Origin of the sequence: Gordonia sp. NPDC127522, from assembly GCF_042672305.1 — a bacterium.
Taxonomy (GTDB): Bacteria; Actinomycetota; Actinomycetes; order Mycobacteriales; family Mycobacteriaceae; genus Gordonia; species Gordonia hongkongensis.
Window position 1 is genome coordinate 26,601 of the sequence record NZ_JBHXVK010000006.1, and the last position, 25,677, is coordinate 52,277.

Below are 25,677 nucleotides of genomic sequence, written 5' to 3' on the forward strand. Positions count from 1 at the left end.
GCCGAGTCGACGTCGGAGCCTGGGCTCAGCAGTCGTAGTACAGCGAGAACTCGTACGGGTGCGGACGGATCTGCACCGGCTCGATCTCGTTCTCACGCTTCAGCGCGATCCAGGTCTCGATGAGGTCCTCGGTGAACACGCCACCGGCGGTGAGGTATTCGTGATCCTCTTCGAGACGGTCGATGACCGCGGCCAGCGAGGTCGGGGCCTGCGGGATGCTCTTGGCCTCCTCCGGCGGGAGCTCGTAGAGGTCCTTGTCGACGGGCTCGTGCGGCTCGATCTTGTTCTTGATGCCGTCCAGGCCGGCCATCATCATCGCGGCGAACGCCAGGTACGGGTTGCCCGAGCTGTCCGGGCAACGGAACTCGAGGCGCTTGGCCTTCGGGTTGTTGCCGGTGATCGGGATACGCACACAGGCCGACCGGTTGCGCTGGCTGTAGACCAGGTTGATCGGGGCCTCGTAGCCCGGCACCAGACGCTTGTAGGAGTTCACGGTCGGGTTGGTGAACGCCAGCAGCGACGGTGCGTGGTGCAGGATGCCACCGATGTAGTAGCGCGCCAGGTCCGACAGGCCCGCGTAACCGGCCTCGTCGTGGAACAGCGGCTTGCCGTCCTTCCACAGCGACTGGTGGGCGTGCATGCCCGAACCGTTGTCGCCGAAGAGCGGCTTCGGCATGAAGGTGACCGACTTGCCGTTCTGCCATGCGGTGTTCTTGATGATGTACTTGAACAGCTGCACGTCATCGGCTGCGTGGAGCAGCGTGTTGAACTTGTAGTTGATCTCCGCCTGGCCCGCAGTGCCGACCTCGTGGTGGCCGCGCTCGAGCTCGAAGCCCGAGTTCTGCAGGTTGGTGGACATCTCGTCACGCAGGTCGACGTAGTGGTCGTACGGTGCGACGGGGAAGTACCCACCCTTCGGGCGGACCTTGTAGCCGAGGTTCGGGCTGCCGTCGGGATCGGTCGGCGACGCGGTGTTCCACCAGCCGGACTCGGACTCGACCTCGTAGAAGGTGCCGTTCATCTCGGAACCGAAGGACACCGAGTCGAAGATGTAGAACTCGGCCTCGGCACCGAAGAAGCAGGTGTCGGCGACGCCGGTGGAGGCGAGGTAGTCCTCGGCCTTGCGGGCGACGTTGCGCGGGTCGCGGCTGTAGGCCTCGCGGGTGAACGGGTCGTGGACGAAGAAGCTGAGGTTCATCGTCTTGGCCTTGCGGAACGGATCGATCCGCGCGGTGGCCGGGTCGGGCAGCAGCATCATGTCCGACTCGTTGATCGACTGGAAGCCACGCACCGACGATCCGTCGAACGCCAGCCCGTCCTCGAAGACGTCCTCGTCGAAGGCCGACGCGGGGATCGAGAAGTGCTGCATGACACCGGGCAGGTCGCAGAAACGGATGTCGACGTACTCGACACCTTCCTTCTTGATGCCCTCGAGTAGTTCTTCTTTACTGCTGTACACCGTGCGGTGACTCCTTCGTGATCGGTGGTCCGTGTATGGGGACACGCCACATCCGCCACTGAGAAACAGCAGCGGATCTCAGCGGCAACCGTATGGAGGCGAAGTTGCCCATGCGTCAAGTCCGTGTTTCCCCCGTGTTACACGCGCAGTGGTGTTGGCTACACAGCGTGATCGGGGGCCGTCGCACTCGGCGCATCCCAACCCTAGCGGCAGGTGCCAACGGGCGGGACGGGTCACGACAACCAGCGACTACGATGGTTCCCAGTGCGGCGACGACGCGGACCGAGGGGGTTGCGCGGTCGCGTGAGAGGAGTCATCACCGATGGGACGAGTCACGGGTTCCTGGCTGTCGGGACCGCAGATCGGTCCCGAGAACGGCGTGGACAACGAGTACCGGGGACAGGATCTCGGCCTACCGCAGAGCGGTCCCGGGTCGCTGGCCACCGGCTGGCCGCGGGTGGCCGGCCTGCTCGTCGACTGGCTGATCGCCGGCGGGCTCGCGATGGCGTTCTTCGGTGGCTTCAACTCGCCGCATCTGGGCACCGCGCAGATGGGCGTGTGGTTCGTCATGGGCATCTTCGCGGTGACGCTGTTCGGGTTCACCCCGGGCCAGCTCGTCATCGGGATGCGCGTGGCGCGTGTGGATTACGGCGTCGAGCGCAACACCGCCGAAGCGACCGGCGAGCAGAGCCCGGCGGCGGTCGGGATCGTCCGGGCCTTCTTCCGCCAGCTGCTGATGATCTTCCTGGTCCCGGCCCTGATCAACGACTACAACGGACGCGCTCTGCACGACCGCGCAACCGGCACCGCGCTCGTCCGGACCCGCTGACCCGGGGCGGCAGCTCGTTCTCCATACGCCTATCGATTCGCTGTGGAACTAGGGGCGGGATGGTCATCGTCGCTGTGATTTAGTGGTCGCATGCGGGGGAAGTCGGGGGCCGTCGTGGCCCTTTTCATGGGCACGGTGATCGTTGCGATGGGGGTGATCGTCACTCTGGCGGTGCCTCGGTCTGTTGACGGGCACGCCGCGGTGGTGGCAGACAGCGCGACGACCGCGGACCGCAGCGCGGCCGACGACAGGTATCCCGATGTCGACCCCCTGGCAACCACCCCGACCCCGCGGTGGTCGGCGGACATGTCTGACATCGCCGGGCTGCGAACCCCGGACACCACCCGGGTGCCGACGGTGCTCGCAGCTGATCGGCAGATCGTCGTCGGCGGTCCCACGAGCGCATCCGTCACCGAACTGATGGCCTTCGACGCTGCGGACGGCAGGCAACTCTGGCCCGAGACGTCGGCGTTTCGAGCCGAGACCTGCGCTCTCAGCCGCGATGGCAGACTCGCCTGCCTCCGTCGCGGGAGTGCGCCGAGCACCGTCGATCTCGGGTTCATCGCGGTCGGCACCGGTGCGGTGACGGCGACGAAATCGTTCGAGATCGCAGACGGTCCACAAGACCCGACCCTCGCCTCCGCAGGTAACGGCTTCCTCGTCACGAGCCGGCGGTTCGTCGAAACCGAGGCCGTTTATGCGGCGACCTTGAACTGGTTCAGTTCCGACGGTTCGCGTTCCTGGGTGCAGCGTCCTCCCGTGGGGCTATCCGATCCGGAACTGTCCGAGTCCGGCAACGTGGTGGCGGTCTCTGACTACAAGCGCGGAGCGCGGGTGTACGCCCTCGACAGTGGAACTGTGCTGTACGACTCCGCCCGGGACCTCGAGCCCCACGGTGGTCCGGGCGGGTCGGCCATCATCCAGGTCGCCGTGGCCCGGCCCGGCTTCGCGGTCAGCATCCTGACGAGCGCCCGTACCACCACCGTCTATGACGACAGCGGCACCCTACGCGGCGCGATCGACGGCGTCGTCCTGCCCTTCGCGCCGTCCGGTTCAGAAGGAGACCTCATCCCCGTCACCGGAACCGATGTGGACAACCGTCAGGCCATCGGTGCCGCCTCATTGGAGACGCTCGAGGTCGTCGCTCTGACGGCGTTCGCCGGCAGCCTTCTCGGTACCGAACTATTGGGTGAGCAGTATGTGGCCGGTTCTGAGACGACCGGCAGCAACTCCGAGGAATGGGTGGTCCTCGACCTCGACAAACCGCAGAGCGCGACGACCATGGCCGCCGGGAACAACCGTCTCCTTGCTTTCGACGGAGTTCGGGCCGTCTTCGCAGACAGGTTCGGTTCGAACTACGGTGTCCCGAAGATGGTCGCCTACGAACTGTCGAGCGGACGTGAGGTATGGACGCTTGGAAACCCGGACGGCGAGCGCGAATACCGTTTCGTCGGACCGTACCTCTTTCAAGTCATCACCGGTGTGGCCGGCGAGTCGGGTTCGCTTCGTCTGCTGGATGCGAAGCCTTGACCCGGCCGTACCCAGGCGACCATCACTCGGTCGGAATGCCGCCCTCGCGATCCCCGAGGGCCCGTCGCGGAACCGGTACGACGACCGGACTGGCGATCCTCGTACTCGGGACGCTCGCGCTCGCGACTGTGCTGACCGTGACGCTGGCGGTACCACGCACGGTCGAAGGATCGGGTACCGTGCTCGGTGCGCCGACGGGGGAGCACGACGAGGACCCGGTCATCCGCGCCTTACCCACGCAACCCGAACCGCTGTGGGAAACGTCGGAGGAACTCGCTCTCGGCTCGCCGGAACCCGCGACGTACGTGATTCCCCTCGCCGCCGACGACCGGATGGTCATCGCTGGTGCGTCATCGGACCTCACGTCGGCAGGCGGGGTCGTGGCGCTCGACCAGACGAACGGAAGAGCGCTGTGGCGCAACCCGTCAACGTTCCTGGCCAGTGATTGCGCGTTGAGTCGGGACCGACGACTCGCCTGTGTCGCCTCGGTGAGTGACCGACAGACCGAAGTGGCGTTTCTCGAGGCTGCCACGGGCGCGGTCTCGGCGACCGCGACCGTGCGGTCTGGCCGGAGCCAGATCGTCCGCGCAGCAGACGGCTTTCTGGTCACGTCGGTGTTGTACGACTCTGTGAGCTATCGGGCCACGACCACCCTGACGGCGTTCGAATCCGACGGGCGACAGCGGTGGACCCAGGTGCTTCCGGAGCAGATAGGTGACCCGGCGTTGTCCGAGGCCGGCGACGTAATTGTCGTCGGCGACAGCGAAGCAGGAGTTCGAGTCCTGTCGCTGCCTACCGGCGACGTCCTCTACGACTCCGCCGCCGACGACGAACTTCGCGGACCGGGAGGCGCGGCCGATGATGATGACGCGCAGGGAAGTGCGAACACCTGGATCAGGGTCGCGGCGACGGGAACCGGTTTTGCGGTCAGTCACACCGTTTATCCGCGCCGATCCCTGAGGCTCTTCGATCGGCAGGGTATCGAACACGGCCTGTTGGCGGATCTCGAACTCCCGAACGGGCGCCCGACCGCGACCGAGGGCGCATTGTTGCCCGTCCAGGGCGAGAACAAATCCGACCGCCCGATCGCCGGCGCAGTGTCCACCGTGAACGGGAAGCTGCTCTGGTCCGTCGAGGGCAACATCGTCGACGACGTCTCCCTCCTGGGTGGCCGCTACGTCGGCGTGCAGGCGCTGGCCGATGTCGGCTACCGGTGGACTTTCATCGAGGCCGCTTCCGGCGTCGCCGGGGCAACGATCCCGATGAGCACTCACCAGCGGTACAAGGCCTTTGACGGCACACGCCTGATCTTCGAAGGAGACGGGGAGCAAGACGAACCCGGCCCGCGGGCGTTGGTTGCCTATGACCCGCAGAGCGGTGAGCAGGCGTGGCGGTTGAAAGAGACGCGAGACGCGGACGACGTCGACGTGCAGATCGTGGGGCCGTATCTTTTCGTCCTTGAGACGCGCTCGGGTCGCTCATTACCGACGATGACCCGTATGGGTTGAGTCGGGCCACGCGGAAGCGTCAGCCGCGGCGGCGCGCCGTGCGCTGCATGCTGCGCATCTTGGCGTTCGCGGGCAGGGGACCCTTCGGCATGCCGGGGCCGGGGGCCTTGCTGCCGAGGGCGGACAGCCGGCCTTCCAAGGTCTCCATCCGCTTGCGGTCGATGTTGCTGGGCAGCTTGTTGAGGTGCCGCTCGAGCTTCGACAGCGGGACCTGGCCGTCGTCGTTGCCGACCATGATCTCGTAGATCGGGGTGTCGCCGACGACCCGCGCGACCTTCTTCTTCTCCTGGCCGAGCAGCGACTTGATGCGGGTCGGGGAGCCCTCGGCGACCAGGATGATGCCCGGCTTGCCGATGACGCGGTGCACGGCGTCGAGCTGGGAGGTGCCGGCCACGGCCTGCTTGACCCGCCATTGCCCGCGCATGTTGCCCAGTGCCCATCCGGCGGCGCCGGGCTGTCCCTCGGCCTTGGTGTACACGTTCTTCTGGACGCGGCGGCCGAACAGGATGAAGGCGCCGAGGATGCCCAGCACCACGCCGAGCGGGATCAGCAGCCACGGCGAACCGAGGACGAATCCGAGAGCGGTGAAGACCGCGATCGACAGGACGATGACACCCACCATGTAGGGGATGAGTCGTTTGTCTTCCTTGCGCTGCATCTGGAAGGCCTGCCAGAGCTGCTGGCGCCGTTCCTTCGATGCGGCCTTACGGGCCTTCTTCTTCTCGGCCTTGACCTCTTTGCTCACCTGCGCCTTTGCCATGAGGCCAGTTTACGTCCGTGGATCGAGCGATCGGGGCATCGGGTGACCGTCCGATAATCACCGGACGCGCGGGGCGTCAGCGGGCGAGGCGTGCCATCAGGCTGGAGGCCTCCTGGCTGGCCGATCCCTCGGCCGCCAGGTGCGCGAGAGCCGGTGAGATCTCGCGACCGTGATGGGCCATCGCCTGCGCATACAGGCGGCCCGCTCGGTACGACGACCGCACCAGCGGACCCGCCATGACGCCGGCGAATCCGACTTCTTCGGCGAACTCGGAGTGGTCGACGAACTCCTCGGGCTTGACCCACCGCTCGACCGGATGATGCCGCGGCGAGGGACGCAGGTACTGCGTGATGGTCAGGATGTCGCAGCCCGCCTCGTGCAGATCCACGATCGCCGACTGCACCTCCTGCGGGGTCTCGCCCATCCCGAGGATGAGGTTCGACTTCGTCACCAAGCCGAAATCACGTGCGGCGGTGAGGACTTCGAGAGACCGCTCGTAGCGGAAGGCCGGGCGGATGCGCTTGAAGATACGCGGCACGGTCTCGAGGTTGTGCGCCAGTACCTCGGGCCGGGCGTCGAAGACCTCGGCCAGCAGATCGGGCTTGGCGTGGAAGTCCGGGATGAGGTTCTCCACACCGGTGCCCGGGTTGAGGCGGTGGATCGCGCGGACGGTCTCGGCGTAGAGCCAGGCACCCTCGTCGGGCAGGTCGTCGCGGGCGACGCCGGTGATCGTCGAGTAGCGCAGACCCATCGCCTGGACGCTCTCGGCGACGCGGCGGGGTTCGTCGCGGTCGAGTTCGGCGGGCTTGCCGGTGTCGATCTGGCAGAAGTCGCAGCGTCGGGTGCACTGCTCGCCGCCGATGAGGAACGTCGCCTCGCGGTCTTCCCAGCATTCATAGATGTTGGGGCAGCCGGCCTCTTCGCAGACGGTGTGCAAACCCTCGCGCTTGACCAGGCCCTTCAGTTCGGTGAACTCCGGGCCCATCGTCGCGCGGGTACGGATCCACTCCGGCTTGCGCTCGATGGGGGTCTGCGCGTTGCGCACCTCGAGGCGGAGCAGCTTACGGCCCTCGGGGGCCGGGGTCGGGGTCTGTGGTGCGGATGCCGAGGCCGAGGGTGTGGCTTCGGGGGCACCGGGTCCGGGGGGGATGGGGGACGCGGTCACTGGATCGATCCTACGCTCGCAGTTGTGGATGGAAATGATTGTGCCGACGCGACCGGGCTCGCAGTGGCGTCGAGCGCGGTGAGCACGGCATCGGCGGTGACGTCGAGCAGAGAGGCCACCGACAACGGCCGCCCGAGTTCGCGCGCCAGGGACGTGACCCCGGCGTCGGCGATCCCGCAGGGGACGATCGCCTCGAACGCCGACATGTCGGGGTCGATGTTGAGTGCGAAGCCGTGCAGGGCCACCCCGCGTGCCACGCGGATACCGATCTGTCCGAGTTTGCGTTCACCGGCGTCGTCGGTGATCCACACGCCCGAACGTCCTTCGACGCGGCCGGTGGTCACGCCGAGACCGGCGCACACCGAGATGAGGGCCGCCTCGAGGCGACGGACGTACTCGACGACGTCGAGCGGCTCGGCGAGCTTCACGATCGGATAGCCGACGAGTTGTCCCGGTCCGTGCCAGGTGATCCGGCCGCCGCGGTCGACGTCGATGACCGGCGCCCCGTTGGTGGGCCGGTCGGCGTCCTCCGTGCGCTTGCCCGCCGTGTACGTGGACGGATGCTCCAGCAGGAGCAGCACATCGTGGTCCAGGACGCCGTCGGCGCGGTCGGTCGCCAGGCCGTGCTGCAGGTCGTAGGCCGTCTGGTAGTCGACGACGCCGAGATGGCGGACCTCGACCGGTTCGGCACTCCCGCGGATCGGACGCTCAGTCATGACCGGTGGTCCCGGTGGCGTAGGCGAGGGCCTCGTCGACACCGGGATGGGTGAAGGTGAATCCGTGATCGGTCAGCACCTTGGGTGTAACGCGCTGACTGAACAGAATCATTTCCTCGGCCATCTCGCCGCCGACCCGACGCGCCGCGAAGGCGGGTACCTGCAGGATCGTCGGGCGGTGCACGGCCCGGCCCAGAGCCGAGGTGAACTCACCGAACGGGACGGCGCCCGGCGAACTCAGGTTCACCGGTCCGGACACGTCGGAGTCGAGGAGGAACTCGATGGCGCGGATTTCGTCGATCAGGCTGATCCACGAGAAGTACTGCTTGCCGTCGCCTATCGGTCCGCCGAGCCCGAGCTTGAACAACGGCCGGAGTTTGCCCAGCAGGCCGCCCTGGGTGCTGAGGACCGGCGCCGTGCGGAGCAGGACCAGACGCGTGTCCGCGCCGACGCCGGCGGTGGCGGCGCGCTCCCAGTCGACGACCAGGTCGGCGAGGAATCCCTCGCCGGGGCCGTCGGTCTCGACCGCGGCGTGGCGACCGGTGTTCCCGTAATAGCCCGTGGCGCTGGCACTCACGAACGTCGGGATGCCGAGATCGCGGACGGCCTCGGCGAGCAGTTCGGTGGGGGTGATCCGCGAGTCCCGGAGTTCCTGTTTGAACCGGCCGGTCCAGCGACCGTCGCCGACTCCCACGCCACCCAGCGAGACCACCGCCTCGACGCCGTCGAGACTCTCCGGCGGGACGCCGATCGTCTCGGGATCCCAGCTGAACTCGTCATCGGCGCGTGCCTCGCGGCGGACCAGACGTGTGACCGTGTGGCCCGCCGCGCGCAGCGAGTTGACCAGGGCGTTGCCGATGAGCCCCGATGATCCGGCGACGGCGATGCGCATTCTGTGTCCTCGGTGTGCCGTCTGAAGCAGATCTGGGCTAGAGGCCCAGGTCCGCGGCGAAGGCGGCCTCTTCGAGACGCTTCTTCACCGTGGTGAGGAAGCGTCCCGCGTCGGCGCCGTCGATCAGACGGTGATCGTAGGTCAGCGGCAGGTAGGACATCGACCGCACCGCGATCGACTCCGAACCGTCCTCACCGGTGATGACGACCGGGCGCTTGACGATTGCGCCGGTGCCCAGCATCGCCGCCTGCGGCGGCACCAGGATCGGGGTGTCGAACAGCGCGCCCTGGCTGCCGATGTTGGTGATGGTGAACGTGCCGCCGGCGAGCTCGTCGGGCTTGAGGCCGTTGGAGCGCGCCCGGGATGCGATGTCGGCGATGGCGCGGGCCAGACCGGCGATCGACAGGTCGTCGGCGTTGTGGATGACCGGCGACAGCAGCCCCTGCGGGGTGTCGACGGCGATGCCGAGATGCACCTTGTCGTAGTAGGTGATCTCCTTCTTGTCCTCGTCGATCGACGCGTTGACATTGGGATGCGCCTTCAGCGCCTCCACGACGGCCTTCGCGATGAACGGCAGGTACGTCAGGTTGACGCCCTCGGACGCCTTGAAGCTCTCCTTCGCCGCCTTGCGGAGTCCGGCGATGCGGGTCATGTCGACCTCGAAGACCTGGGTGAGCTGTGCGCTCTGCTGCAGCGACTCGCGAGTCTTCTTCGCGGTGATCTGACGGATGCGGTTGATCTTCTGCGTCGTCCCGCGCAGCTCGGCGAGCTCGGGCCGGATCTCCGGCGAGCCCGACGACGCGGCCGGTGCCGACGATGCCGCGGGCTTGGCAGCCGGGGCGGACTCCTGCGCCGGGGCGTTGGCCTCCTCGGCCGCGGCGAGCACGTCCTGCTTGCGGATGCGGCCACCGACACCGGTGCCCTTGATGGCGTTCAGGTCGATGTTGTTCTCCGCGGCGAGCTTGCGCACCAGCGGCGTCACGTACGGGGTCGACTCGACGGTCGGCGGGTCGGACTTCTCCGCGGCCTGTGCCTTGGGCTCGGGTGCCTTGGACTCCTGGGCCTTCGGCTGCGGCTTCTGCTCTCCCTCGGGGGCAGGCGCCTGCTCGGACTCCGGCTCCGGCGCGGACTCCTGCTCGGGCTCGGGCTCCGGTTCGGGTTCCGGTTCGGGCTTCTTCTTCGACGGAGCCGCCGAGGCATCACCGATGACGGCGAGCTTGCCGCCGACCTCGATCACGTCGTCCTCCTGCGCGAGGATCTCGAGCAGGGTGCCGGCGACCGGCGAGGGGATCTCGGTGTCGACCTTGTCGGTGGAGACCTCGAGCAGGGGTTCGTCGGCGGCGACCTCGTCGCCGACGGCCTTCAGCCAGTTGGTGACCGTGCCCTCGGTGACCGACTCGCCGAGTTCGGGCATGAGCACGTCGGTGCCCTCGGCCGAGCCCGAGCCGGTGTCGGCGGTGGGCTTCTCGGCGGGCGCGTCCTCGTCGACGGAGGGCTCCTCGGCGGCCTGCTCGGGCTCGGGCTCGGGGGCGGCCTCGGTCGGCTCGTCGCCGCCCGCGGCGCCGGAATCGGAATCGTCCGAACCGGAGTCGTCGGAACCGGCCTCGTCGGCGTCACCGATCAGGGCGAGATCGCCGCCGACCTCGACGACGTCGTCCTCCTGCGCGATGATCTTGGTCAGCACACCCGAAGTGGGGGCGGGGATCTCGGTGTCCACCTTGTCGGTCGACACCTCGAGCAACGGCTCGTCGGCCTCGACGGTGTCGCCCTCCTCCTTCAGCCACCGGGTGACTGTCCCCTCGGTGACACTTTCACCAAGGGCGGGCATCTGGACGGAGAAGGCCATCGTTGTGAACTCCTGAACTCGACGTGGTGGTCTGTAGGTGATGCCCAGTGGTGTGTGCGCCGTGGGCACGGGGGTCGGGAGGCGGTGGAAGACCGCGCAGATGAGTGGCGGATCAGCCGCTCATCCCCGCGGCCAACCCTACCCGTACGGTGAGCCGCCGACTCGGTTCGGCTCGTACTCGTCGGTAACGATTCTCCGGCGGCCGCGGCACCGGTCTCGGCCGCGGCTCGCCGAAGGTGTTCTCAGCCGTTTGCGGCGATGTCCTCGAGCACGGCCGCGATGGTCCGGACGGGGACGCCCGTACCGCCCTTCGTCGTGTAACCCCACGGGCCGCCGGTGTTGAAGGCGGGCCCGGCGATGTCGATGTGGGCCCACTGCACGTCCTCGGGCACGAACTCCTTCAGGAAGATGCCCGCGGCGAGCATCCCGCCCCAGCGGTGGGGGGTCACGTTCGCCAGGTCCGCGACGCGGGACTTCAGGTCTGCGCGCAGCTCGGCCGGGAGCGGCATCGCCCAGGCGTTCTCACCTACATCGGCCGACCGGGCCGCGACCCGGTCGCGGAACCCGTCGGTGCCCATGACGCCCGGTGTCCGGGTGCCGAGTGCCACCATCTGGGCGCCGGTCAGGGTCGCGGTGTCGATGAGATAGTCGGGATCGTCCTCGCAGGCCCGCACGATGGCATCGGCGAGGATCAGCCGTCCCTCGGCGTCGGTGTTGAGGACCTCGACCGTGCGGCCGCCGTACTGGGTGAGCACGTCGCCCGGGCGCTGCGCAGTCGACGACGGCATGTTCTCGGCCATGGGGACGGTGGCGATCACCGTCACGTCGACATCGAGCCGGGCGGCCAGGATCGTCGCCGCGATGACCGCGGCCGCGCCGCCCATGTCCGAGGTCATGGCGTCCATGTTGGCGGCGGGTTTGATCGAGATACCGCCGGTGTCGAAGGTGATGCCCTTGCCGACGAGCGCGACCTTCTTCGGCGACTTCTTCGCGGTGTGGGTCAGCCGGACGAGGCGCGGCAGCCGGGACGAGCCCTTGCCGACGCCGATGATCCCGCCGTAACCCTGCGCCTCCAGCTGCTTGTCGTCGAGGATCTCGACCTTGAGTCCGGCCTTGCTGCCGAGGGTGCGGGCGCGGGCGGCGAACTCCTCGGGATACAGGTGGCTCGGCGGGGTGTTGACGAAGTCGCGGGCGATCGCCACCGAGTCGGCCACGGCGACCGCGCGCTCCACAGCGGCCTTGGCCTCCTTGGACTTCGATTCGACCAGCAGTGTGATGCGTTGCGGCGGAGTCTTCTTGGGCTTCGACTTGTCCGAACGGAACTCGTCGAACCGATAGGCGCCGAGGAACAGTCCCTCGGCGGCGGCAGCCAGGTCGACGGCCGAGAGCGTGGTGGCGACCGACTCGTGCCCGTCCAGTTCGCGGGCGACGACACCGGCGGCCTGCCGGACCTGGTCGGCGTCGTCGAGGTTGTCGGCATCGCCCAGGCCGACGGCGACGACGATGTCGACGGGCAGCGACTCCGGAGCCGCGGTCCGGGTGACCTCGCCGTGGGACCCGGTCGCGCCGAGGGCGGTGAGAGCGGCGGTGATGGCGGCGGCCTGGGCGTCGTCGAGGATGCCGTCGCCGATGGCGAGGGTCGGTTCGGCTGTGGGGTCGGCATTCTCGGCGTCGTCGGGGGACGAGGCGCTGATCAGGCCAATGACCAGGGCGGAGTCGTCCTTGCCGATCGAGGTGGACAGTTCGAGTTCGGGGCCGCGCGTGCGGTCGACGGTGTCGTTCTTGCTCACCCGGTCAACTCTGCCACAGCTCCGGCGGCGCCGAGTCCCAGTGGGAGGACGTGCAGACGAACGCCGCGTCCGTGCTCGGCCGGCGGGGTCGCCCGATAGCGTGGACGGCATGAGTGAACTCCTCGCCGGGCCGATCGCCGACCGTCATGCCGCACTGGGGGCCACCTTCGCCGAGTTCGGCGGCTGGAACATGCCGGTGTCGTACTCCGGCACGGTCGCCGAGCACGCCGCGGTGCGGGAGAGCGTGGGCATCTTCGACGTCAGCCACCTCGGCAAGGCGCTGGTGTCCGGCGAAGGTGCGGCGGCCTTCGTCAACTCGACGCTCACCAACGACCTCGGCAAGATCGTGCCGGGCAAGGCGCAATACACGTTGTGCTGCAACGACTCCGGTGGTGTCGTCGACGACCTGATCGCCTACCTCGTCGGCGAGGACGAGGTCTTCCTGGTGCCCAATGCGGCGAACACCGCGTCCGTGGTCGCCCAGCTGCAAGCGATTGCGCCGGAAGGGATCTCGATCACCGACCAGCACCGTGACCTGGCCGTGCTCGCGGTGCAGGGCCCGAAGTCGCCCGAGATCCTTGCCGGGTTGGGACTGCCCGCCGACATGGAGTACATGGCGTTCGCCGACGCCGACCTGACGACCGCCGACGGCGTGGCACCGGTCCGCGTGTGCCGCACCGGATACACCGGTGAACGCGGGTACGAGATCGTGCCGCGGTGGGACGATGCGGGTGCGGTGTTCGACGTCCTGCTGGAAGCGATCACGGCGGCCGGCGGGTTGCCCGCCGGCCTGGGCGCACGGGACACCCTGCGCACCGAGATGGGATATGCGCTGCACGGCCACGAGCTGGGGCCCGACATCTCGCCGGTGCAGGCGCGGTCGAGTTGGGCGGTCGGCTGGGACAAGCCGTCGTTCTTCGGACGCGACGCCCTACTCGCCGAGAAGGAGGCCGGACCGACGCGTCGTCTGTACGGGTTGCGGGCGACCGGCCGCGGGGTGCCGCGTGCGGGGTGCGTGGTCCGCCTGGCGGGGAAGGACCAGCAGATCGGCACCTGTACGTCGGGGACGTTCTCGCCCACCCTCAAACAGGGCATCGCACTGGCGCTGCTCGATACGGCGTCCGGGGTGCGCAAAGGCGACGAGGTCGTCGTCGACGTCCGCGGGCGGGACCTGGCGTGCGAGGTCGTGATCCCGCCGTTCGTGCCGTCGCACGTGTGACCTGCGGGCCCTCGCGCGACGTCCCACGCAGCCCCGGGGGTCAGCCGACCGGGCCGGGAAATGCTTTTGTGCCCGGCGGTACGATGGCGTGATGACCTTGGAGTTCAACCGTACCGAGCATCCGCACCCGGTGTCTGAGGGCCGGCGCGCGGAGATCCTGTCCGCCCCCGGATTCGGGCGCCACTTCACCGACAACATGGTGATGATCGATTACGACGCAGGGGTGGGTTGGCACAACGCCACGGTGAAGCCGTACGGTCCGATCGCCCTCGACCCCGCGGCCACGGTTCTGCACTACGGCCAAGAGGTGTTCGAGGGGCTCAAGGCCTATCGGCAGCCGGACGGTTCGATCGCCGCGTTCCGCCCCGAGGCGAACGCCGCGCGTCTCCAGCGCAGCGCGGAGCGGCTCGCGATGCCCGCGCTGCCGGTCGAGGATTTCATCGCCTCGCTCAAGGCGCTGCTCGAGGCCGACAACGAGTGGGTGCCCGCCGCCGGCGGCGAAGAGGCGCTCTACCTCCGTCCGTTCATGTTCGCGTCGCAGGCCAGCCTCGGCGTCAACGCCCCGTCCTCCAGCTACATCTACTCGGTCATCGCCTCGCCGGCGGGCGCCTACTTCGCCGGTGGGATCAAGCCGGTGAGTGTCTGGCTGTCCACCGAGTATGTCCGGGCGGCACCGGGCGGCACCGGATTCGCCAAGTGCGGTGGCAACTACGCCGCCGCGTTCCTCGCCCAGCGGCAGGCCACCGAGCAGGGGTGCGACCAGGTCGTGTGGCTCGACGCGATCGAACGCCGTTTCATCGAGGAGATGGGCGGCATGAATCTGTTCTTCGTGTTCGGCTCGGGCGCCGACGCCCGGCTGGTGACCCCCGAGTTGTCGGGCTCACTGCTGCCCGGCATCACCCGTTCGTCGCTGCTGACGCTGGCCACCGATGCCGGCTTCGAGGTCGAGGAACGCAAGATCACCACCGAGGAGCTGCGCAAGGGCGTGGCGTCGGGCGACATCACCGAGGTGTTCGCCTGTGGCACCGCCGCGGTCATCACCCCGGTCGGCCGGGTCAAGGGTGAGGGCGAGGACTACACCATCAACAACGGTGAGACCGGTGAGGTGACGCAGGCGTTGCGTGACACCCTGACCGGCATCCAGCGCGGGACCTTCGCCGACACCCACGGGTGGATGACCGAGCTCTACCGCCGCTGAGCGGCGCCACGACGCCTCAGAGCAGGAGGCCGACGACGCCGATCGCGACCCCGAGTTCGATGGTCGCGCCCAGCACGTCGCCGGTCATCCCACCCATCCGGCGAGCGCAGTGCCTCGTGAACCACCATGCGAAGGCGGTCACGGCCAGCACGATCGCACACCCCTGGACGACGGCGGCCACCTCGACGTGGCCGCCGTCGATTTCGTTGGCGGACAGTCCGAGCGGCACGGTTGCGAGCAGGGCCACGACGAACCACGCGGCGACCGAGGTGCGCTGGGTCCCCGCGACCAAGGCGCCGAAACCGTTGGGGTGGGCCGGTTCCAGGGACCGCCGGGTGCCGACGACTGCGCCGAGCCGCCCGAGCGCGATCGCGAAAGCGAGCTCATACCAACGACACTGATCGGTGAGTGCGGCGAACCCGGTTGATTGCACGGCGAGCGTGAGGACCAGCGTCGCGACGCCGAACGGTCCGACGGTGCCGCTGCGCATGACCTCGGTGACACGATCGGGCGTCCCGTAACACCCGAGTCCGTCCGCGGTGTCGGCGAGCCCGTCGAGGTGCATGCCCCGGGTGGCGACGCCGAGCAGCACGACGATCAGCACGCCCGCCGTGAGCGCCGGGAGGTCGGTCTGCGCGAGCCCGAAAGCCAGTCCCGCCGACGCCGCGCCCAGGGCGGCGCCGATCGCCGGGACCGACGCCATGACCGCCGCTCCCAGCTCCCGGTCGGGTGCGGAAGCGCCTACGTGACCACCGACGGGTACCACCGTGAGCCAGCTGAACGCGGTTCGCAGCGCCCGGATCGGCGAGATCATCTCAGATCGGTTCGGCGTCAGGTCGTCTCGACGCTGGCGTGCTCGTCCTCCCGGTCGGACACCCCCGCCTCGTCGAAGGTGGCCATCGAGCCGAGCAGGTCTGCTGCCGACTGCACGATCGGCAGAGCCAGGACGGCACCGCTGCCTTCGCCCAGGCGCATCGAGAGGTCGAGTACCGGAACGAGATCGAGGTGGTCGAGCGCGATCTGATGGGCGGGTTCGACCGATCGGTGTCCGGCGATCCACCAGCGCATCGCGCCCGGTGCGAGTTCGTTGGCGACCATCGCCGCGGCGGTGATCACCACGCCGTCGAGAATGACCGGCGTCCGACGCAGCGCCGCTTGGGCGAGGAAGCCGACGGTGGCGGCGAGATCGGCGCCGCCGACGGCGGCGAGCAGCGCGAGGGGGTCGTGGATGACCTTGCGCGCGCGACGCATTCCGTCTCGGATCGCGGCCGTCTTCCGCATCCATCCGGCGTCGTCGACGCCGGTGCCGCGGCCGACGATCTCGACCGGCTCGCGCCGGGTCAGCGCGCCGATGAGGACGGTCGCCGGGGTGGTGTTGCCGATGCCCATCTCGCCGGCGATGAGCAGGTCGGTGCCCGAATCGACGAGGTCGTCGGCGATGGCGCGGCCGGCGGCCAGCGCCTCGCGTGCCTCGGCGAGGCTGATGGTGTCGGTGGTGCGGAGGTCTTCGCTGCTGCGACGGACCTTGTACCGCGACAGTTCCGGCGGGGTGTCGGCGTCGACGGACATGTCGACGACCTTCACCGCGGCGCCGACACGGCCTGCCATCACGTTCACCGCGGCACCGCCCGCGGCGATGTTGGCGACCATCTGCGCGGTCACCTCGGGTGGGAACGCCGACACCCCGCCGCGTGCGACACCGTGATCGCCGGCGAAGACGACGACGGTGGGGGAGGTGAGTGGCGCGGGCGGACACTGCCCCTGGCAGGCGGCGATCCAGACGCCGATCTCCTCGACGCGGCCCAGCGACCCCGGCGGCTTGGTGAGTACCGCCTGCCGTTTCCGCGCGTCCTGCGCAACCGCCTCGTCCGGTGGCGCGATCGGCGCGAACACCTCGGCATCCGTGGGGTCGGGCCGGGGCCGCTCCGAGACGCCTACGCCCGCAACAGGTTCGGGTGCTGTGCCGAAAGTGGTTGCCACCGCAGCCGCCGCCGTGCTCGGAGGCGTCGCGGTCGGGTCGTCGGACGGAGTCGTCGTCGGGGTGTCCGATGCCGGGGTGGCCGACGCCTGGCCCGCGTTCCCGGTCGGGTCCGCGTCGGTCACGTGCGGGCTCACGGCCTCGTCGGCGGGTGCTCCGGCGGGGAGGTTGAGGACCCGGCCGGCGACGACGAGATCGACGCGCTCGCAGACCTCGGCGACCCGGACGTTGAGGGTCCCGAGCAGGTCCTGGAACACCCGTCCGGCGGGGGTGGGCGGTACGAGCGAGAGGCCGGCTTCCGGGCTGATGATCACCACGTCGGCCGACATCGCGCGCAGGGCATCGCAGAGGTCGTCGATCCGGTCGTCGAGGTCGATCTCCGAACCCGACGTCCAACCGTGGACGGCGTCGATCTGCGCGGTGAGCCAGGTGCCCAGGTCGTCGACGAGGGCCGGGATGTCGGGCGCGGCGCGAAGGGCCTGGCCGAGATCGGTCGTCTCGATCGTCGTGTACCGGTCGTCGCGGCGTTCGCGATGGAGCCGGACACGATCCATCCACTCCCCGTCGGAGGACGTCAGCGGGCCCGTGGCCAGGTAGCGGATCTGACGGTGGCCGTCGAGCAACGACTCTCCGTGCGCGGACTTACCCGAGCGCACGCCGCCGAGGACGAGGGTGCGCACTGCGCGATCGGTCATCGATCAGACTTCGTCGCCCGGCGAGACCATCGGCTTGGGGGCGCGCATCTTGCGCAGCTGCATCGCGCGCGTGAACGCGTACCAGCCCAGCTTGAAACCGCCGTCGCTGGAGTCGGGGAAACGTTCGGCGACCCGCCGGTTGACCATGCGGCCCAGGATCACACCGTCGGCCGCCATCAGCACGACGAAGGCGACCAGGATCAGGTTGGTCAGCGCCGCCGCCTGCGGGACCAGGAACATCAACACGATCAGCAGGATCGCGAACGGCATGAACAGCCCGGCGAAGTTGCGTCGGGCGTCGACGATGTCACGGGTGTAGCGCCGCGAGGCGCCCTTGTCGCGCGGCATCAGGTAGGCCTCGTCGCCGGCCATCATCCGTTCGCGCTGCTGGAGCCGCTTCTCGCGGCGCTCGGCGGAGAGTGCGCGCTTCTCCTCTTTGGAGAGCGTGGACTTCAGTTCCTTCTTGCGGGCGCGCGCCTCGGCGCGGTTCGTCGGGGGCGGTGCGACGGGCCCGCGTCGCTTGTTCTCGGCCTGTCGGCGAGACGGCGTCGGACGACCCTTGCCCGGGGTGTACTTGCTGCCCTTGGTGGAGGGCGCGACGTCGGTGCCGGACTCGTCGTCGGCGGTGTAGGTGGAGACCGAGCTGTCGCCGGAATCCGCCTGGGTGTCGTCCTTCTTCCATGGCAGCTTCACGCTGTAGAGCCTAGGTGATCGATGTTGCGAGACAAACGCGTGGTCGTCGCTTTCGGGTGGTCACCCCGGCGGACTCGGCATCGGCGGCTTCGCACGGTGTATCGCGGATCCGCCCTGCGTCGATGTCGCGCTGCCGGGTCGGGCTCGGCCACTTACACTCCGTGCTCATGACCGGGAACGGCGCGCAGCGCGGTGGAGCACCCACGGGGCCGACAGCGGGATCCCGGTGCGGATCCTGATCGCGCCGGATTCGTTCGGTGACACCATGTCCGCGGTGGTCGCGGCTCGGGCGATCGCCCGGGGGTGGCGTGCGGCACGGCATGGGGACGAGCTCGTCGTGGCTCCGCAGTCGGATGGCGGACCCGGCTTCGTCGACGTGCTCGCGTCGCGGTTCGGGACCGTGATCGCCGAACCGGTGTCCGGTCCGCTCGGGGCGGGGGTCATCGCGCGATGGCTTCTCGACGACGCGTCGACCGCATACATCGAGTGCGCCCAGGCGTGCGGTCTGCACCAGCTGGGCGGGACGCCGACGCCGCGGACGGCGACGGCGGCCGATACCCGCGGAGTCGGCGAACTCGTCGCGGCGGCGCTGGCGCGCGGGGCCGAGCGGATCGTGATCGGTCTCGGCGGCAGTGCGACGACCGATGGCGGCGCCGGCCTCGTGGAAGCCCTCGGCGGCGGCGACCGCGCCCGGGAGCGATTCCGGGGTGTGGATCTGGTGGTGGCGTCCGATGTGGAGAACCCGCTGCTCGGGCCGTCGGGAGCCGCCGCCGTCTTCGGTCCGCAGAAGGGCGCCGACCCGGAGACGGTCGAACTGCTCGAGACGCGCCTCGCCCACTGGGCACAGGTGTTGAGTGCGCTCGCCGACCGGGATGTCGCCGATGAGCCCGGCGCCGGCGCCGCGGGCGGGCTGGGTGCGGCGCTGCTCGCGCTCGGCGGTACCCGGGTGTCCGGTGCCACCGTCGTCGCGGAGGCGACCGGGCTGGCGGCCGAGGTGGCCGCGGCCGATGTCGTCGTCACCGGCGAGGGGAAGTTCGACGCCCAGACGCTCCGGGGCAAGGTGGTCGCCGCACTGCACGACGCGGCCTCGACGATCGGCGCCCGGGGCGCGGGTGCGCCGACGATCGTCCTCGCGGGGCAGGTCGCATTGGGCCCCGACGAGATCCGAGCGGCCGGTGTCGCGGCCGCGTACGCGATCGTCGACATCGCCGGATCGGTCGAGGTCGCGATGAACGATGCGGAGAATCAGCTCGTCGCGCTCGCGACATCGGTCGCATCCGACTTCCGGGCGGCGGACGGTTCGGGCTGACCTCGGCGTCGCGCCGTGCCGCCGAATCGGGTGCCGACCTCCCGGAAACGCCCGTCCGACTGGACGGGAATACCACGGAGAGGAGTACGGTTGTACGCACGGGCACACCGGTCGACCTCCCGGCGAGCGGGTGAATCCCGAACGACCGTGAGGGCACACCCCAACCACGGCATCGGGCCACGATGCACCGGGACCACACCACTTACAGGAGCATCCATGACCGTGCAGAACGAAACGGGCACAGCCACGAGCACCGGCGTCATCCTCAGCGACGCAGCCGCGTCGAAGGCCAAGGCGCTGCTCGACCAGGAGGGCCGCGACGACCTCGCGCTGCGTATCGCCGTACAGCCGGGTGGTTGCGCGGGTCTGCGATACCAGCTCTTCTTCGACGACCGCACTCTCGATGGCGACATCACCACCGATTTCGGTGGCGTCACCCTCGCCGTCGACCGCATGAGCGCCCCCTACGTGCAGGGAGCCACCATCGACTTCGTCGACACCATCGAGAAGCAGGGCTTCACCATCGACAACCCGAACGCCACCGGCAGTTGCGCCTGCGGCGATTCGTTCAACTGACGCCGTACACGTCAGCAATTTTCCGGTACCGGCCGCATCCCACTTGGGGTGCGGCCGGTGTCGTTTGCCGATGAGTGAGTAGCGTGGACACCTGTCTGCGTCATCACCTGTCCGGGTGAGGTGACCACCTGCTGGGTACATCCGTCGGGCAACCAATCGAAGGGTCGAGATCTCCAGTGGCAATCGTTGTGTGTGGGTCCATCGCAACCGACCATCTGATGAAGTTCCCGGGCAAGTTCTCCGAGCAGCTGCTCGGAGACCACCTCGAACACATCTCCCTCAGCTTCCTCGTGGAGGATCTCGTCGTTCGGCGCGGCGGTGTCGGCGGCAACATCTGCTACGCGATGGGTCAGCTCGGCGGTGCGCCCGTTCTGGTCGGCGCGGTCGGGTCCGACTTCCACGACTACCGCCAGTGGCTCGAATCCAACGGGGTCGACTGCCGGGGCGTGCGGGTCTCGGAGACCCACCACACCGCCCGGTTCATGTGCACCACCGACGAGACGATGGCCCAGCTCGCCACGTTCTACGCCGGCGCGATGAGCGAGAGCCGCGACATCGTGCTGTCCGAGGTGATCGCGGAGGTCGGGGCGCCCGACCTCGTCCTCATCGGGGCCGACGATCCGGCCGGGATGATCCGCCACACCGAAGAGTGCCGGGCCGCCGGTATCCCGTTCGCGGCGGACCCGTCGCAGCAGCTGGCCCGCCTCGACGGGGAGCAGACCCGCACGCTCATCGACGGCGCCGCCTACCTGTTCACCAACGAGTACGAGTGGGGACTCCTGCGTCAGAAGGCCGGATTGTCCGAGGCGCAGGTCGCGGAGATGGTCGGCGTGCGCGTCACGACGCTCGGCAAGGACGGCGTCGAGATCGTCGACCGCGACGGCACGCGCATCCACGTCCCCGTCGTGCCGGAGACGGAGAAGGTCGACCCCACCGGTGTCGGCGACGGGTTCCGCGCCGGGTTCCTGTCCGCGCTGGCGCGCGGACTCGACTTCGAGCGGGCCGCGCAGGTCGGCTCGATGGTCGCGGTGCTCGTGCTGGAGACCGTCTCGACACAGGACTGGGCCTGGGACCCGGACTCGGCGCTGGCCCGTATCGAAGGCGCCTACGGCGCCGAGGCCGCCGCGGAGATCAAGGCGGCGTTCGCCGGCTGAGTCCGGTTCTCCGGGGTGGTGACGCGTCTGACGTTGCCACCCCCGCCCCGGCGTGAGACGTTGGAACGGAGTCCCGATCGAGGGCTCCCGGACGAGGGGTGCTGTACCCGGTGTGCGACAAGACGGCCCGGAGGGAGCGTCATGTCGTGGATCGTTCTGATCGTGTCCGGTGTCCTGGAAGCCGTGTGGGCAACCGCGCTGGGCAAGTCGGAGGGTTTCAGCAAGCTGGGTCCGACGGCCGTGTTCGGGGTCGCGCTGGTCGCCAGCATGGTCGGACTGGCGTATGCGATGCGCGACCTGCCGGTCGGGACCGCCTATGCGGTGTGGGTCGGTATCGGTGCGGTGCTGACCGTCGTCTATGCGATGGCCACCGGTGAGGAACCGGTTTCGCTGCTCAAGGCGCTGTTCCTGGTGATGATCGTCGGCGGGGTCATCGGTCTGAAGCTCGCGCACTGACGCCGTCGCCACCGAAGCCGCCCCGGATTCGTGGGCGGCTTCGGTTGTCGGGGAATCAGACCCGCACGGGGTAGGTGTGGTCGATGATCTCCGGAACGATCGTGCCCTCGACGAAGATGCCGTGCCAGACCATGAACATCAGGACCGTCCAGAGACGACGGCTGTTGTCCACCACGCCTTCTCGGTGCTCGTTGAGCATCGCGACAACCGCGTCTTTGGCGAAGATGTGATCGGTCTGCGAATGCGTGATCGTGTCGTGCGCCCAGTCGTACATCTCGGTGCCGGCCAGCCAGTGGCGGATGGGGACCGGGAAGCCGAGCTTCTTGCGATGCAGGACGTGCGCCGGGACGATCTGCTCCAGCGCCTTGCGCAACGCGTATTTCGTTGTGCCGTGCGCGATCTTCTCGTCGTGGGGGAGACCTTCGGCGATCGCGAAGACCTCCGGGTCGAGGAACGGCACCCGCAGCTCGAGGGAGTTGGCCATGGTGATCTTGTCGGCCTTGACCAGGATGTCGCCGCGCAGCCAGGTGAAGAGGTCCAGATGTTGCATGCGGGCCACCGGGTCCCAGCCCTGGCTCATCGCGTAGATCGGTGCGGTGACGTCGGTGTGGGTCCATTCGGGACGGTAGTCGCGCAGCACCGCGCGGAGCCGCGCGTCGTCGAAGCTGCGGGCGTTGCCGTAGTAGCGCTCCTCGAGCGTGAGCGACCCGCGGTGCAGCAGGCTCTTGCCGCGGGTCCCCTCCGGAATCCGCTCGGACACCTTGCCCGCCGCACGACGCAGCGCACGGGGCAACCGGTCGAATGCGGCGAGGGACAGCGGTTCCTTGTAGATCGTGTAGCCGCCGAACAACTCGTCGGCGCCTTCGCCGGACAGGACCACCTTGACGTGTTTGCGTGCCTCGGCGGCCACGAAGTACAGCGGGACGAGTGCGGGGTCGGCGACCGGATCGTCGAGGTACCAGACGATCGACGGGATCGACTCGATGAACTCCGACGGCCCGACGACCTTCACGACATGCCGAGCGCCGATCGCCTCCGCGGACTCGGCGGCGACGTCGACTTCCGAGTAGCCCTCGCGCTCGAAGCCGGTGGTGAAGGTGATGAGGTCGGGGTTGTGCCGGATCGCGAGCGCCGCGATTGCCGTCGAATCGATGCCGCCGGACAGGAACGACCCGACCGTGACGTCGGCGCGCATGTGCTTGGCGACCGAATCGGCGAGGACGTCGGCGATCTCGTCGTACCGCTTCTGTCGGGTGGCCTCGGTGACCGGGCGGACACCGAACTGCGGGGTGAAGTACCGCCGGATCGACAGGGGACTGCCCGGCGTGGCGGTCGCGTGGCAGCCCGACTCGAGCCGCCGGATCGACGCGTGGATCGTCTCGGGCTCCGGGACGTACTGCAGCACGGTGTAGTGCTCGATTGCGCGGGGATCGAGCTCGGTCGACAGCCCGACGCGTTCGATCAGCTCGAGCAGGCTCTTCTTCTCGCTGCCGAAGATCAGCCCGCCGGGGCCCGACGCCACGAACAGCGGCTTGATGCCGAACGGGTCGCGGGCGAGGAAGAGCGAGCGGTTCTCGGTGTCCCAGATCGCGAAGGCGAACATGCCACGAAGCCGTTTGACGGCGTCGGGGCCCCAGTGGTGGAACGCTGCGACGATCGCCTCGCTGTCACCCTCGGTCCGGAACAGCACCCCCTCGTCCTTCGCCAGCTCGGCGCGGATCTCGAGGTAGTTGTAGATCTCGCCGTTGAACACCAGCGCGTAACGGTCGGGATTCTCGGGCGGGCCCCAGCGCAGCGGCTGATGCGAATGCTCGATGTCGATGATCGAGAGGCGATTGAACCCGAACACGATGTCGTCGTCGTGCCATGTGCCGGGCTCGTCGGGTCCGCGATGCCGCATGCAGTGCGAGGCCACCGCCACCGGTTCGACGACATCGGCGGCCGTTCCGTCGGATGTCAGCAGGCCGAGCAGACCACACACGTCTCGTTCTCTCCGTTCAGTTGCCAGTCCACGCACGATTCCGGCGCCGGGCCGGATCGCGTCCGAGTATGCCTGAAGCGGCGGGCGGAGTTCCCACGTGGCGCGGTTGGCCGCGAGAGCGAACACGGCTGTCGCGAGCGACCCATGGACGCCGGTGCGGGACCGAGGGACGGGGACACGACGCCGATCGCGCCCCGATTCCGACAGCTTCCGCGGGTTGGTCTACGCTGCGTAGTACTAGGTGCAAGAATTGCTGTGTGTCCACGGCAAGACCTTGCCCCGTGCAGGTCATGTGGCATGCACTCACCTCGGCGCGAGGGCGCCGGTGAGCGAGCAGGAAGGCGTGAAATTGGCACACGGTGGACGGCCCCGAGCGAGGCGTGTCTCATCAGCGTCGCGGACGATGAAGCGACTCGGATTCGTCGCCGCTCTCGGCCTCGGCGCACTGCTGATGTCGGGTTGCAGCGCCAGTGAGGCGATGCGTTTCGGTTGGCCCGAGGGCGTCACGCCCGACGGCAAAGAGATGGTCGATCTGTGGACCTGGTCGGTCATCGCGGCGCTGGTCATGGGTGTCCTGGTCTGGGCGCTGATCTTCTGGACGATCACGTTCCACCGCGCGAACGACGCCAAGAAGGGCGTGTTCCCGCGCCAGACGGCATACAACGTGCCGCTGGAGCTCACCTACACGGCGATCCCGTTCGTCATCATCGCCGTGCTCTTCTACTTCACGGTCATCGTGCAGAACAACGTCGAGGGCAAGAACAACGACTCCAAGGTCGTCGTCGACGTCACCGCGTTCCAGTGGAACTGGAAGTTCGGTTACAACCAGGTCGAGTTCTCCGACGGCACCACCTACAACGGCTTCGAGCAGAACGGCAACCCGTTCGAGGTCCAGGCCCAGACCGGCAGCGGCGCCGAGACCGAGCACGCCGGCAGCGACGAGGGTGGCGAGCACGGTGAGCTGCCCGGTCCGGCCGGTGGCCGTGACGACGACATCCGCGACTACCTGAAGTTCGACCGGATCGAGACGGTCGGCTCGTCGTCGGAGATCCCGGTCCTGGTGCTGCCGACCGGCAAGCGCATCGAGTTCAACATCGCCTCGGCCGACGTCATCCACTCGTTCTGGGTGCCGGAGTTCCTCTACAAGCGCGACGTCTTCCCGTTCCCCGAGCAGAACGCGACCGACCCGATCTTCCAGATCAAGTCGATCGACCGGACCGGCGCCTTCGTCGGTCGCTGTGCGGAGATGTGCGGTACGTACCACTCGATGATGAACTTCGAGGTCCGCGCGGTCTCGCCGGAGGACTTCGACAGCTACATACGGTTCCGCGAGGCGAACCCCAGCGCCACCAACGCCGAAGCGCTCGCGTCGATCTGCCAGGCACCCGAAGCGGTGACCACGGTGCCCTTCGACACCCGCCGCGCCACCGACGGCTCCGTCGGTGCCACCGGTGATCCCGACAACCCGACCCTCGCCAACTGCACCAAGGAAGTGAGCTGACGATGAAGATCGAGGCACGCCTCTTCGAGATGCTGACCGCCTTCTTCTTTCTGACGGGCGTCGCATACACCCTCTTCACCGCGTTCACCAGCAAGGGCATCGAGTGGGTCGGCGTCGTCGGCCTGTTCTTCGCGGCCGGCCTGACGCTCATCGCGGGCACGTTCTTCCGGTTCGTCGCCCGACGCGTCGAGATCCGCCCCGAGGACTACGAAGACGCCGAGGTCGAGGACGGCGCCGGCGAGCTGGGCTTCTTCAGCCCGCACTCCTGGTGGCCCATCCTGATCGCGCTCGGCGCCTCGACCTTCGCGGTCGGCTTCGCCACCGGTAACTTCTGGCTGGCGATCTTCGCGGCCGTGGTCATCATGGGCACGGCGGCGGGCCTGGTCTTCGAGTACCACGTCGGTCCCGAGAAGCACTGAGCG

At 68.6% G+C, this 25,677-nt stretch carries 22 protein-coding genes and 1 riboswitch; of the genes, 11 read left to right on the top strand and 11 right to left on the bottom strand.

The window, feature by feature from the left end; translation table 11 throughout:
• Window positions 1-25 precede the first annotated feature (25 nt).
• Window positions 26-1,459 carry a type I glutamate--ammonia ligase gene (gene glnA, locus ACFVHY_RS12905; protein ID WP_010841141.1) on the bottom strand — a complete coding sequence of 478 codons (1,434 nt, stop codon included), beginning with the start codon at window positions 1,457-1,459 and terminating at the stop codon, window positions 26-28.
• A gap of 322 nt (window positions 1,460-1,781) precedes the next feature.
• Here glnA and ACFVHY_RS12910 point away from each other — a divergent pair, with 322 nt between their 5' ends.
• From ACFVHY_RS12910 to ACFVHY_RS12920, 3 genes are all read left to right on the top strand, one after another.
• On the top strand, window positions 1,782-2,288 hold the full coding sequence (locus tag ACFVHY_RS12910) for an RDD family protein (RefSeq protein WP_165629880.1): 507 nt from the start codon (window positions 1,782-1,784) through the stop codon (window positions 2,286-2,288).
• Window positions 2,289-2,378: 90 nt separating this feature from the next.
• Window positions 2,379-3,818, top strand: a complete 1,440-nt coding sequence (locus tag ACFVHY_RS12915; protein ID WP_165629881.1) for a hypothetical protein — start codon at window positions 2,379-2,381, stop codon at window positions 3,816-3,818.
• 35 nt (window positions 3,819-3,853) lie between these two features.
• Complete coding sequence (locus ACFVHY_RS12920; RefSeq protein ID WP_390272293.1) at window positions 3,854-5,326, top strand: PQQ-binding-like beta-propeller repeat protein; 1,473 nt, start codon at window positions 3,854-3,856, stop codon at window positions 5,324-5,326.
• A 19-nt stretch (window positions 5,327-5,345) separates the two neighbouring features.
• Here ACFVHY_RS12920 and ACFVHY_RS12925 read toward each other — a convergent pair whose 3' ends face one another.
• From ACFVHY_RS12925 to ACFVHY_RS12950, 6 genes are all read right to left on the bottom strand, one after another.
• Window positions 5,346-6,086, bottom strand: a complete 741-nt coding sequence (locus ACFVHY_RS12925; RefSeq protein WP_058253111.1) for a DUF4191 domain-containing protein — start codon at window positions 6,084-6,086, stop codon at window positions 5,346-5,348.
• Between the two features lie 76 nt (window positions 6,087-6,162).
• Complete coding sequence (lipA, locus tag ACFVHY_RS12930; protein WP_390272295.1) at window positions 6,163-7,251, bottom strand: lipoyl synthase; 1,089 nt, start codon at window positions 7,249-7,251, stop codon at window positions 6,163-6,165.
• Window positions 7,248-7,967, bottom strand: a complete 720-nt coding sequence (lipB, locus tag ACFVHY_RS12935; protein ID WP_390272297.1) for a lipoyl(octanoyl) transferase LipB — start codon at window positions 7,965-7,967, stop codon at window positions 7,248-7,250. The genes lipA and lipB overlap by 4 nt, the downstream gene beginning before the upstream one ends.
• Window positions 7,960-8,859, bottom strand: coding sequence for a TIGR01777 family oxidoreductase (locus tag ACFVHY_RS12940; protein ID WP_390272298.1), 900 nt, complete (start codon window positions 8,857-8,859; stop codon window positions 7,960-7,962). Before ACFVHY_RS12940 ends, lipB begins: the two co-directional genes overlap by 8 nt.
• A 37-nt stretch (window positions 8,860-8,896) precedes the next feature.
• Complete coding sequence (sucB, locus tag ACFVHY_RS12945) at window positions 8,897-10,705, bottom strand: 2-oxoglutarate dehydrogenase, E2 component, dihydrolipoamide succinyltransferase (RefSeq protein ID WP_390272300.1); 1,809 nt, start codon at window positions 10,703-10,705, stop codon at window positions 8,897-8,899.
• Between the two features lie 242 nt (window positions 10,706-10,947).
• On the bottom strand, window positions 10,948-12,495 hold the full coding sequence (locus ACFVHY_RS12950; protein ID WP_068972096.1) for a leucyl aminopeptidase: 1,548 nt from the start codon (window positions 12,493-12,495) through the stop codon (window positions 10,948-10,950).
• 109 nt (window positions 12,496-12,604) lie between these two features.
• On the opposite strand from ACFVHY_RS12950, the gene gcvT reads away from it, so the two are divergent.
• Complete coding sequence (gcvT, locus tag ACFVHY_RS12955) at window positions 12,605-13,714, top strand: glycine cleavage system aminomethyltransferase GcvT (protein WP_165629884.1); 1,110 nt, start codon at window positions 12,605-12,607, stop codon at window positions 13,712-13,714.
• A 91-nt stretch (window positions 13,715-13,805) separates the two neighbouring features.
• On the top strand, window positions 13,806-14,912 hold the full coding sequence (locus ACFVHY_RS12960; RefSeq protein WP_058253105.1) for a branched-chain amino acid aminotransferase: 1,107 nt from the start codon (window positions 13,806-13,808) through the stop codon (window positions 14,910-14,912).
• 16 nt (window positions 14,913-14,928) lie between these two features.
• Here ACFVHY_RS12960 and ACFVHY_RS12965 read toward each other — a convergent pair whose 3' ends face one another.
• From ACFVHY_RS12965 to ACFVHY_RS12975, 3 genes are read right to left on the bottom strand one after another with little or no spacing between them, the layout of a single operon-like run.
• Window positions 14,929-15,726, bottom strand: coding sequence for an adenosylcobinamide-GDP ribazoletransferase (locus ACFVHY_RS12965; RefSeq protein ID WP_390272303.1), 798 nt, complete (start codon window positions 15,724-15,726; stop codon window positions 14,929-14,931).
• Window positions 15,727-15,743: 17 nt separating this feature from the next.
• On the bottom strand, window positions 15,744-17,585 hold the full coding sequence (gene cobT, locus ACFVHY_RS12970; protein WP_390272305.1) for a nicotinate-nucleotide--dimethylbenzimidazole phosphoribosyltransferase: 1,842 nt from the start codon (window positions 17,583-17,585) through the stop codon (window positions 15,744-15,746).
• Window positions 17,586-17,588: 3 nt separating this feature from the next.
• Window positions 17,589-18,278 carry a DUF3043 domain-containing protein gene (locus tag ACFVHY_RS12975; RefSeq protein WP_269552845.1) on the bottom strand — a complete coding sequence of 230 codons (690 nt, stop codon included), beginning with the start codon at window positions 18,276-18,278 and terminating at the stop codon, window positions 17,589-17,591.
• 226 nt (window positions 18,279-18,504) lie between these two features.
• Here ACFVHY_RS12975 and ACFVHY_RS12980 point away from each other — a divergent pair, with 226 nt between their 5' ends.
• The 4 genes from ACFVHY_RS12980 (at window position 18,505) to ACFVHY_RS12995 (ending at window position 21,773) form a co-directional block, all read left to right on the top strand.
• A complete protein-coding gene (locus tag ACFVHY_RS12980; protein ID WP_390272308.1) occupies window positions 18,505-19,587 on the top strand; it encodes a glycerate kinase in 1,083 nt (360 codons plus the stop codon).
• Between the two features lie 216 nt (window positions 19,588-19,803).
• Window positions 19,804-20,163, top strand: coding sequence for an iron-sulfur cluster assembly accessory protein (locus ACFVHY_RS12985; protein WP_058253100.1), 360 nt, complete (start codon window positions 19,804-19,806; stop codon window positions 20,161-20,163).
• Window positions 20,164-20,339: 176 nt separating this feature from the next.
• Window positions 20,340-21,317: a carbohydrate kinase family protein gene (locus ACFVHY_RS12990; protein ID WP_390272310.1), complete on the top strand. Its 978-nt coding sequence runs from the start codon at window positions 20,340-20,342 to the stop codon at window positions 21,315-21,317.
• A gap of 65 nt (window positions 21,318-21,382) precedes the next feature.
• A riboswitch (guanidine-III (ykkC-III) riboswitch) is annotated at window positions 21,383-21,449 on the top strand.
• Window positions 21,450-21,458: 9 nt separating this feature from the next.
• Window positions 21,459-21,773: a multidrug efflux SMR transporter gene (locus ACFVHY_RS12995; protein WP_068972093.1), complete on the top strand. Its 315-nt coding sequence runs from the start codon at window positions 21,459-21,461 to the stop codon at window positions 21,771-21,773.
• 55 nt (window positions 21,774-21,828) lie between these two features.
• Here ACFVHY_RS12995 and asnB read toward each other — a convergent pair whose 3' ends face one another.
• On the bottom strand, window positions 21,829-23,754 hold the full coding sequence (asnB, locus tag ACFVHY_RS13000; RefSeq protein ID WP_058253082.1) for an asparagine synthase (glutamine-hydrolyzing): 1,926 nt from the start codon (window positions 23,752-23,754) through the stop codon (window positions 21,829-21,831).
• A 403-nt stretch (window positions 23,755-24,157) separates the two neighbouring features.
• Between asnB and ACFVHY_RS13005 the strand changes: the two genes are divergently transcribed.
• Both ACFVHY_RS13005 and ACFVHY_RS13010 read left to right on the top strand, forming a co-directional pair.
• The gene (locus ACFVHY_RS13005; protein ID WP_078112804.1) at window positions 24,158-25,255 is read left to right on the top strand and encodes a cytochrome c oxidase subunit II; all 1,098 of its coding nucleotides are present in this window, start codon (window positions 24,158-24,160) and stop codon (window positions 25,253-25,255) included.
• Window positions 25,256-25,257: 2 nt separating this feature from the next.
• Window positions 25,258-25,674: a cytochrome c oxidase subunit 4 gene (locus tag ACFVHY_RS13010; protein WP_058253080.1), complete on the top strand. Its 417-nt coding sequence runs from the start codon at window positions 25,258-25,260 to the stop codon at window positions 25,672-25,674.
• The last annotated feature ends 3 nt before the right edge of the window (window positions 25,675-25,677 follow it).

What these genes read in the sequence shown, in the direction of transcription:
- ACFVHY_RS12910 (WP_165629880.1), top strand. Translation starts at nt 1,782, where the DNA reads ATGGGACGAGTCACGGGTTCCTGGCTGTCGGGACCGCAGATCGGTCCC.
- ACFVHY_RS12915 (WP_165629881.1), top strand. Translation starts at nt 2,379, where the DNA reads ATGCGGGGGAAGTCGGGGGCCGTCGTGGCCCTTTTCATGGGCACGGTG.
- ACFVHY_RS12920 (WP_390272293.1), top strand. Translation starts at nt 3,854, where the DNA reads ATGCCGCCCTCGCGATCCCCGAGGGCCCGTCGCGGAACCGGTACGACG.
- ACFVHY_RS12925 (WP_058253111.1), bottom strand. Translation starts at nt 6,086, where the DNA reads ATGGCAAAGGCGCAGGTGAGCAAAGAGGTCAAGGCCGAGAAGAAGAAG.
- lipB (WP_390272297.1), bottom strand. Translation starts at nt 7,967, where the DNA reads ATGACTGAGCGTCCGATCCGCGGGAGTGCCGAACCGGTCGAGGTCCGC.
- ACFVHY_RS12940 (WP_390272298.1), bottom strand. Translation starts at nt 8,859, where the DNA reads ATGCGCATCGCCGTCGCCGGATCATCGGGGCTCATCGGCAACGCCCTG.
- sucB (WP_390272300.1), bottom strand. Translation starts at nt 10,705, where the DNA reads ATGGCCTTCTCCGTCCAGATGCCCGCCCTTGGTGAAAGTGTCACCGAG.
- gcvT (WP_165629884.1), top strand. Translation starts at nt 12,605, where the DNA reads ATGAGTGAACTCCTCGCCGGGCCGATCGCCGACCGTCATGCCGCACTG.
- ACFVHY_RS12960 (WP_058253105.1), top strand. Translation starts at nt 13,806, where the DNA reads ATGACCTTGGAGTTCAACCGTACCGAGCATCCGCACCCGGTGTCTGAG.
- ACFVHY_RS12965 (WP_390272303.1), bottom strand. Translation starts at nt 15,726, where the DNA reads ATGATCTCGCCGATCCGGGCGCTGCGAACCGCGTTCAGCTGGCTCACG.
- cobT (WP_390272305.1), bottom strand. Translation starts at nt 17,585, where the DNA reads ATGACCGATCGCGCAGTGCGCACCCTCGTCCTCGGCGGCGTGCGCTCG.
- ACFVHY_RS12985 (WP_058253100.1), top strand. Translation starts at nt 19,804, where the DNA reads ATGACCGTGCAGAACGAAACGGGCACAGCCACGAGCACCGGCGTCATC.
- ACFVHY_RS12995 (WP_068972093.1), top strand. Translation starts at nt 21,459, where the DNA reads ATGTCGTGGATCGTTCTGATCGTGTCCGGTGTCCTGGAAGCCGTGTGG.
- ACFVHY_RS13005 (WP_078112804.1), top strand. Translation starts at nt 24,158, where the DNA reads ATGAAGCGACTCGGATTCGTCGCCGCTCTCGGCCTCGGCGCACTGCTG.
- ACFVHY_RS13010 (WP_058253080.1), top strand. Translation starts at nt 25,258, where the DNA reads ATGAAGATCGAGGCACGCCTCTTCGAGATGCTGACCGCCTTCTTCTTT.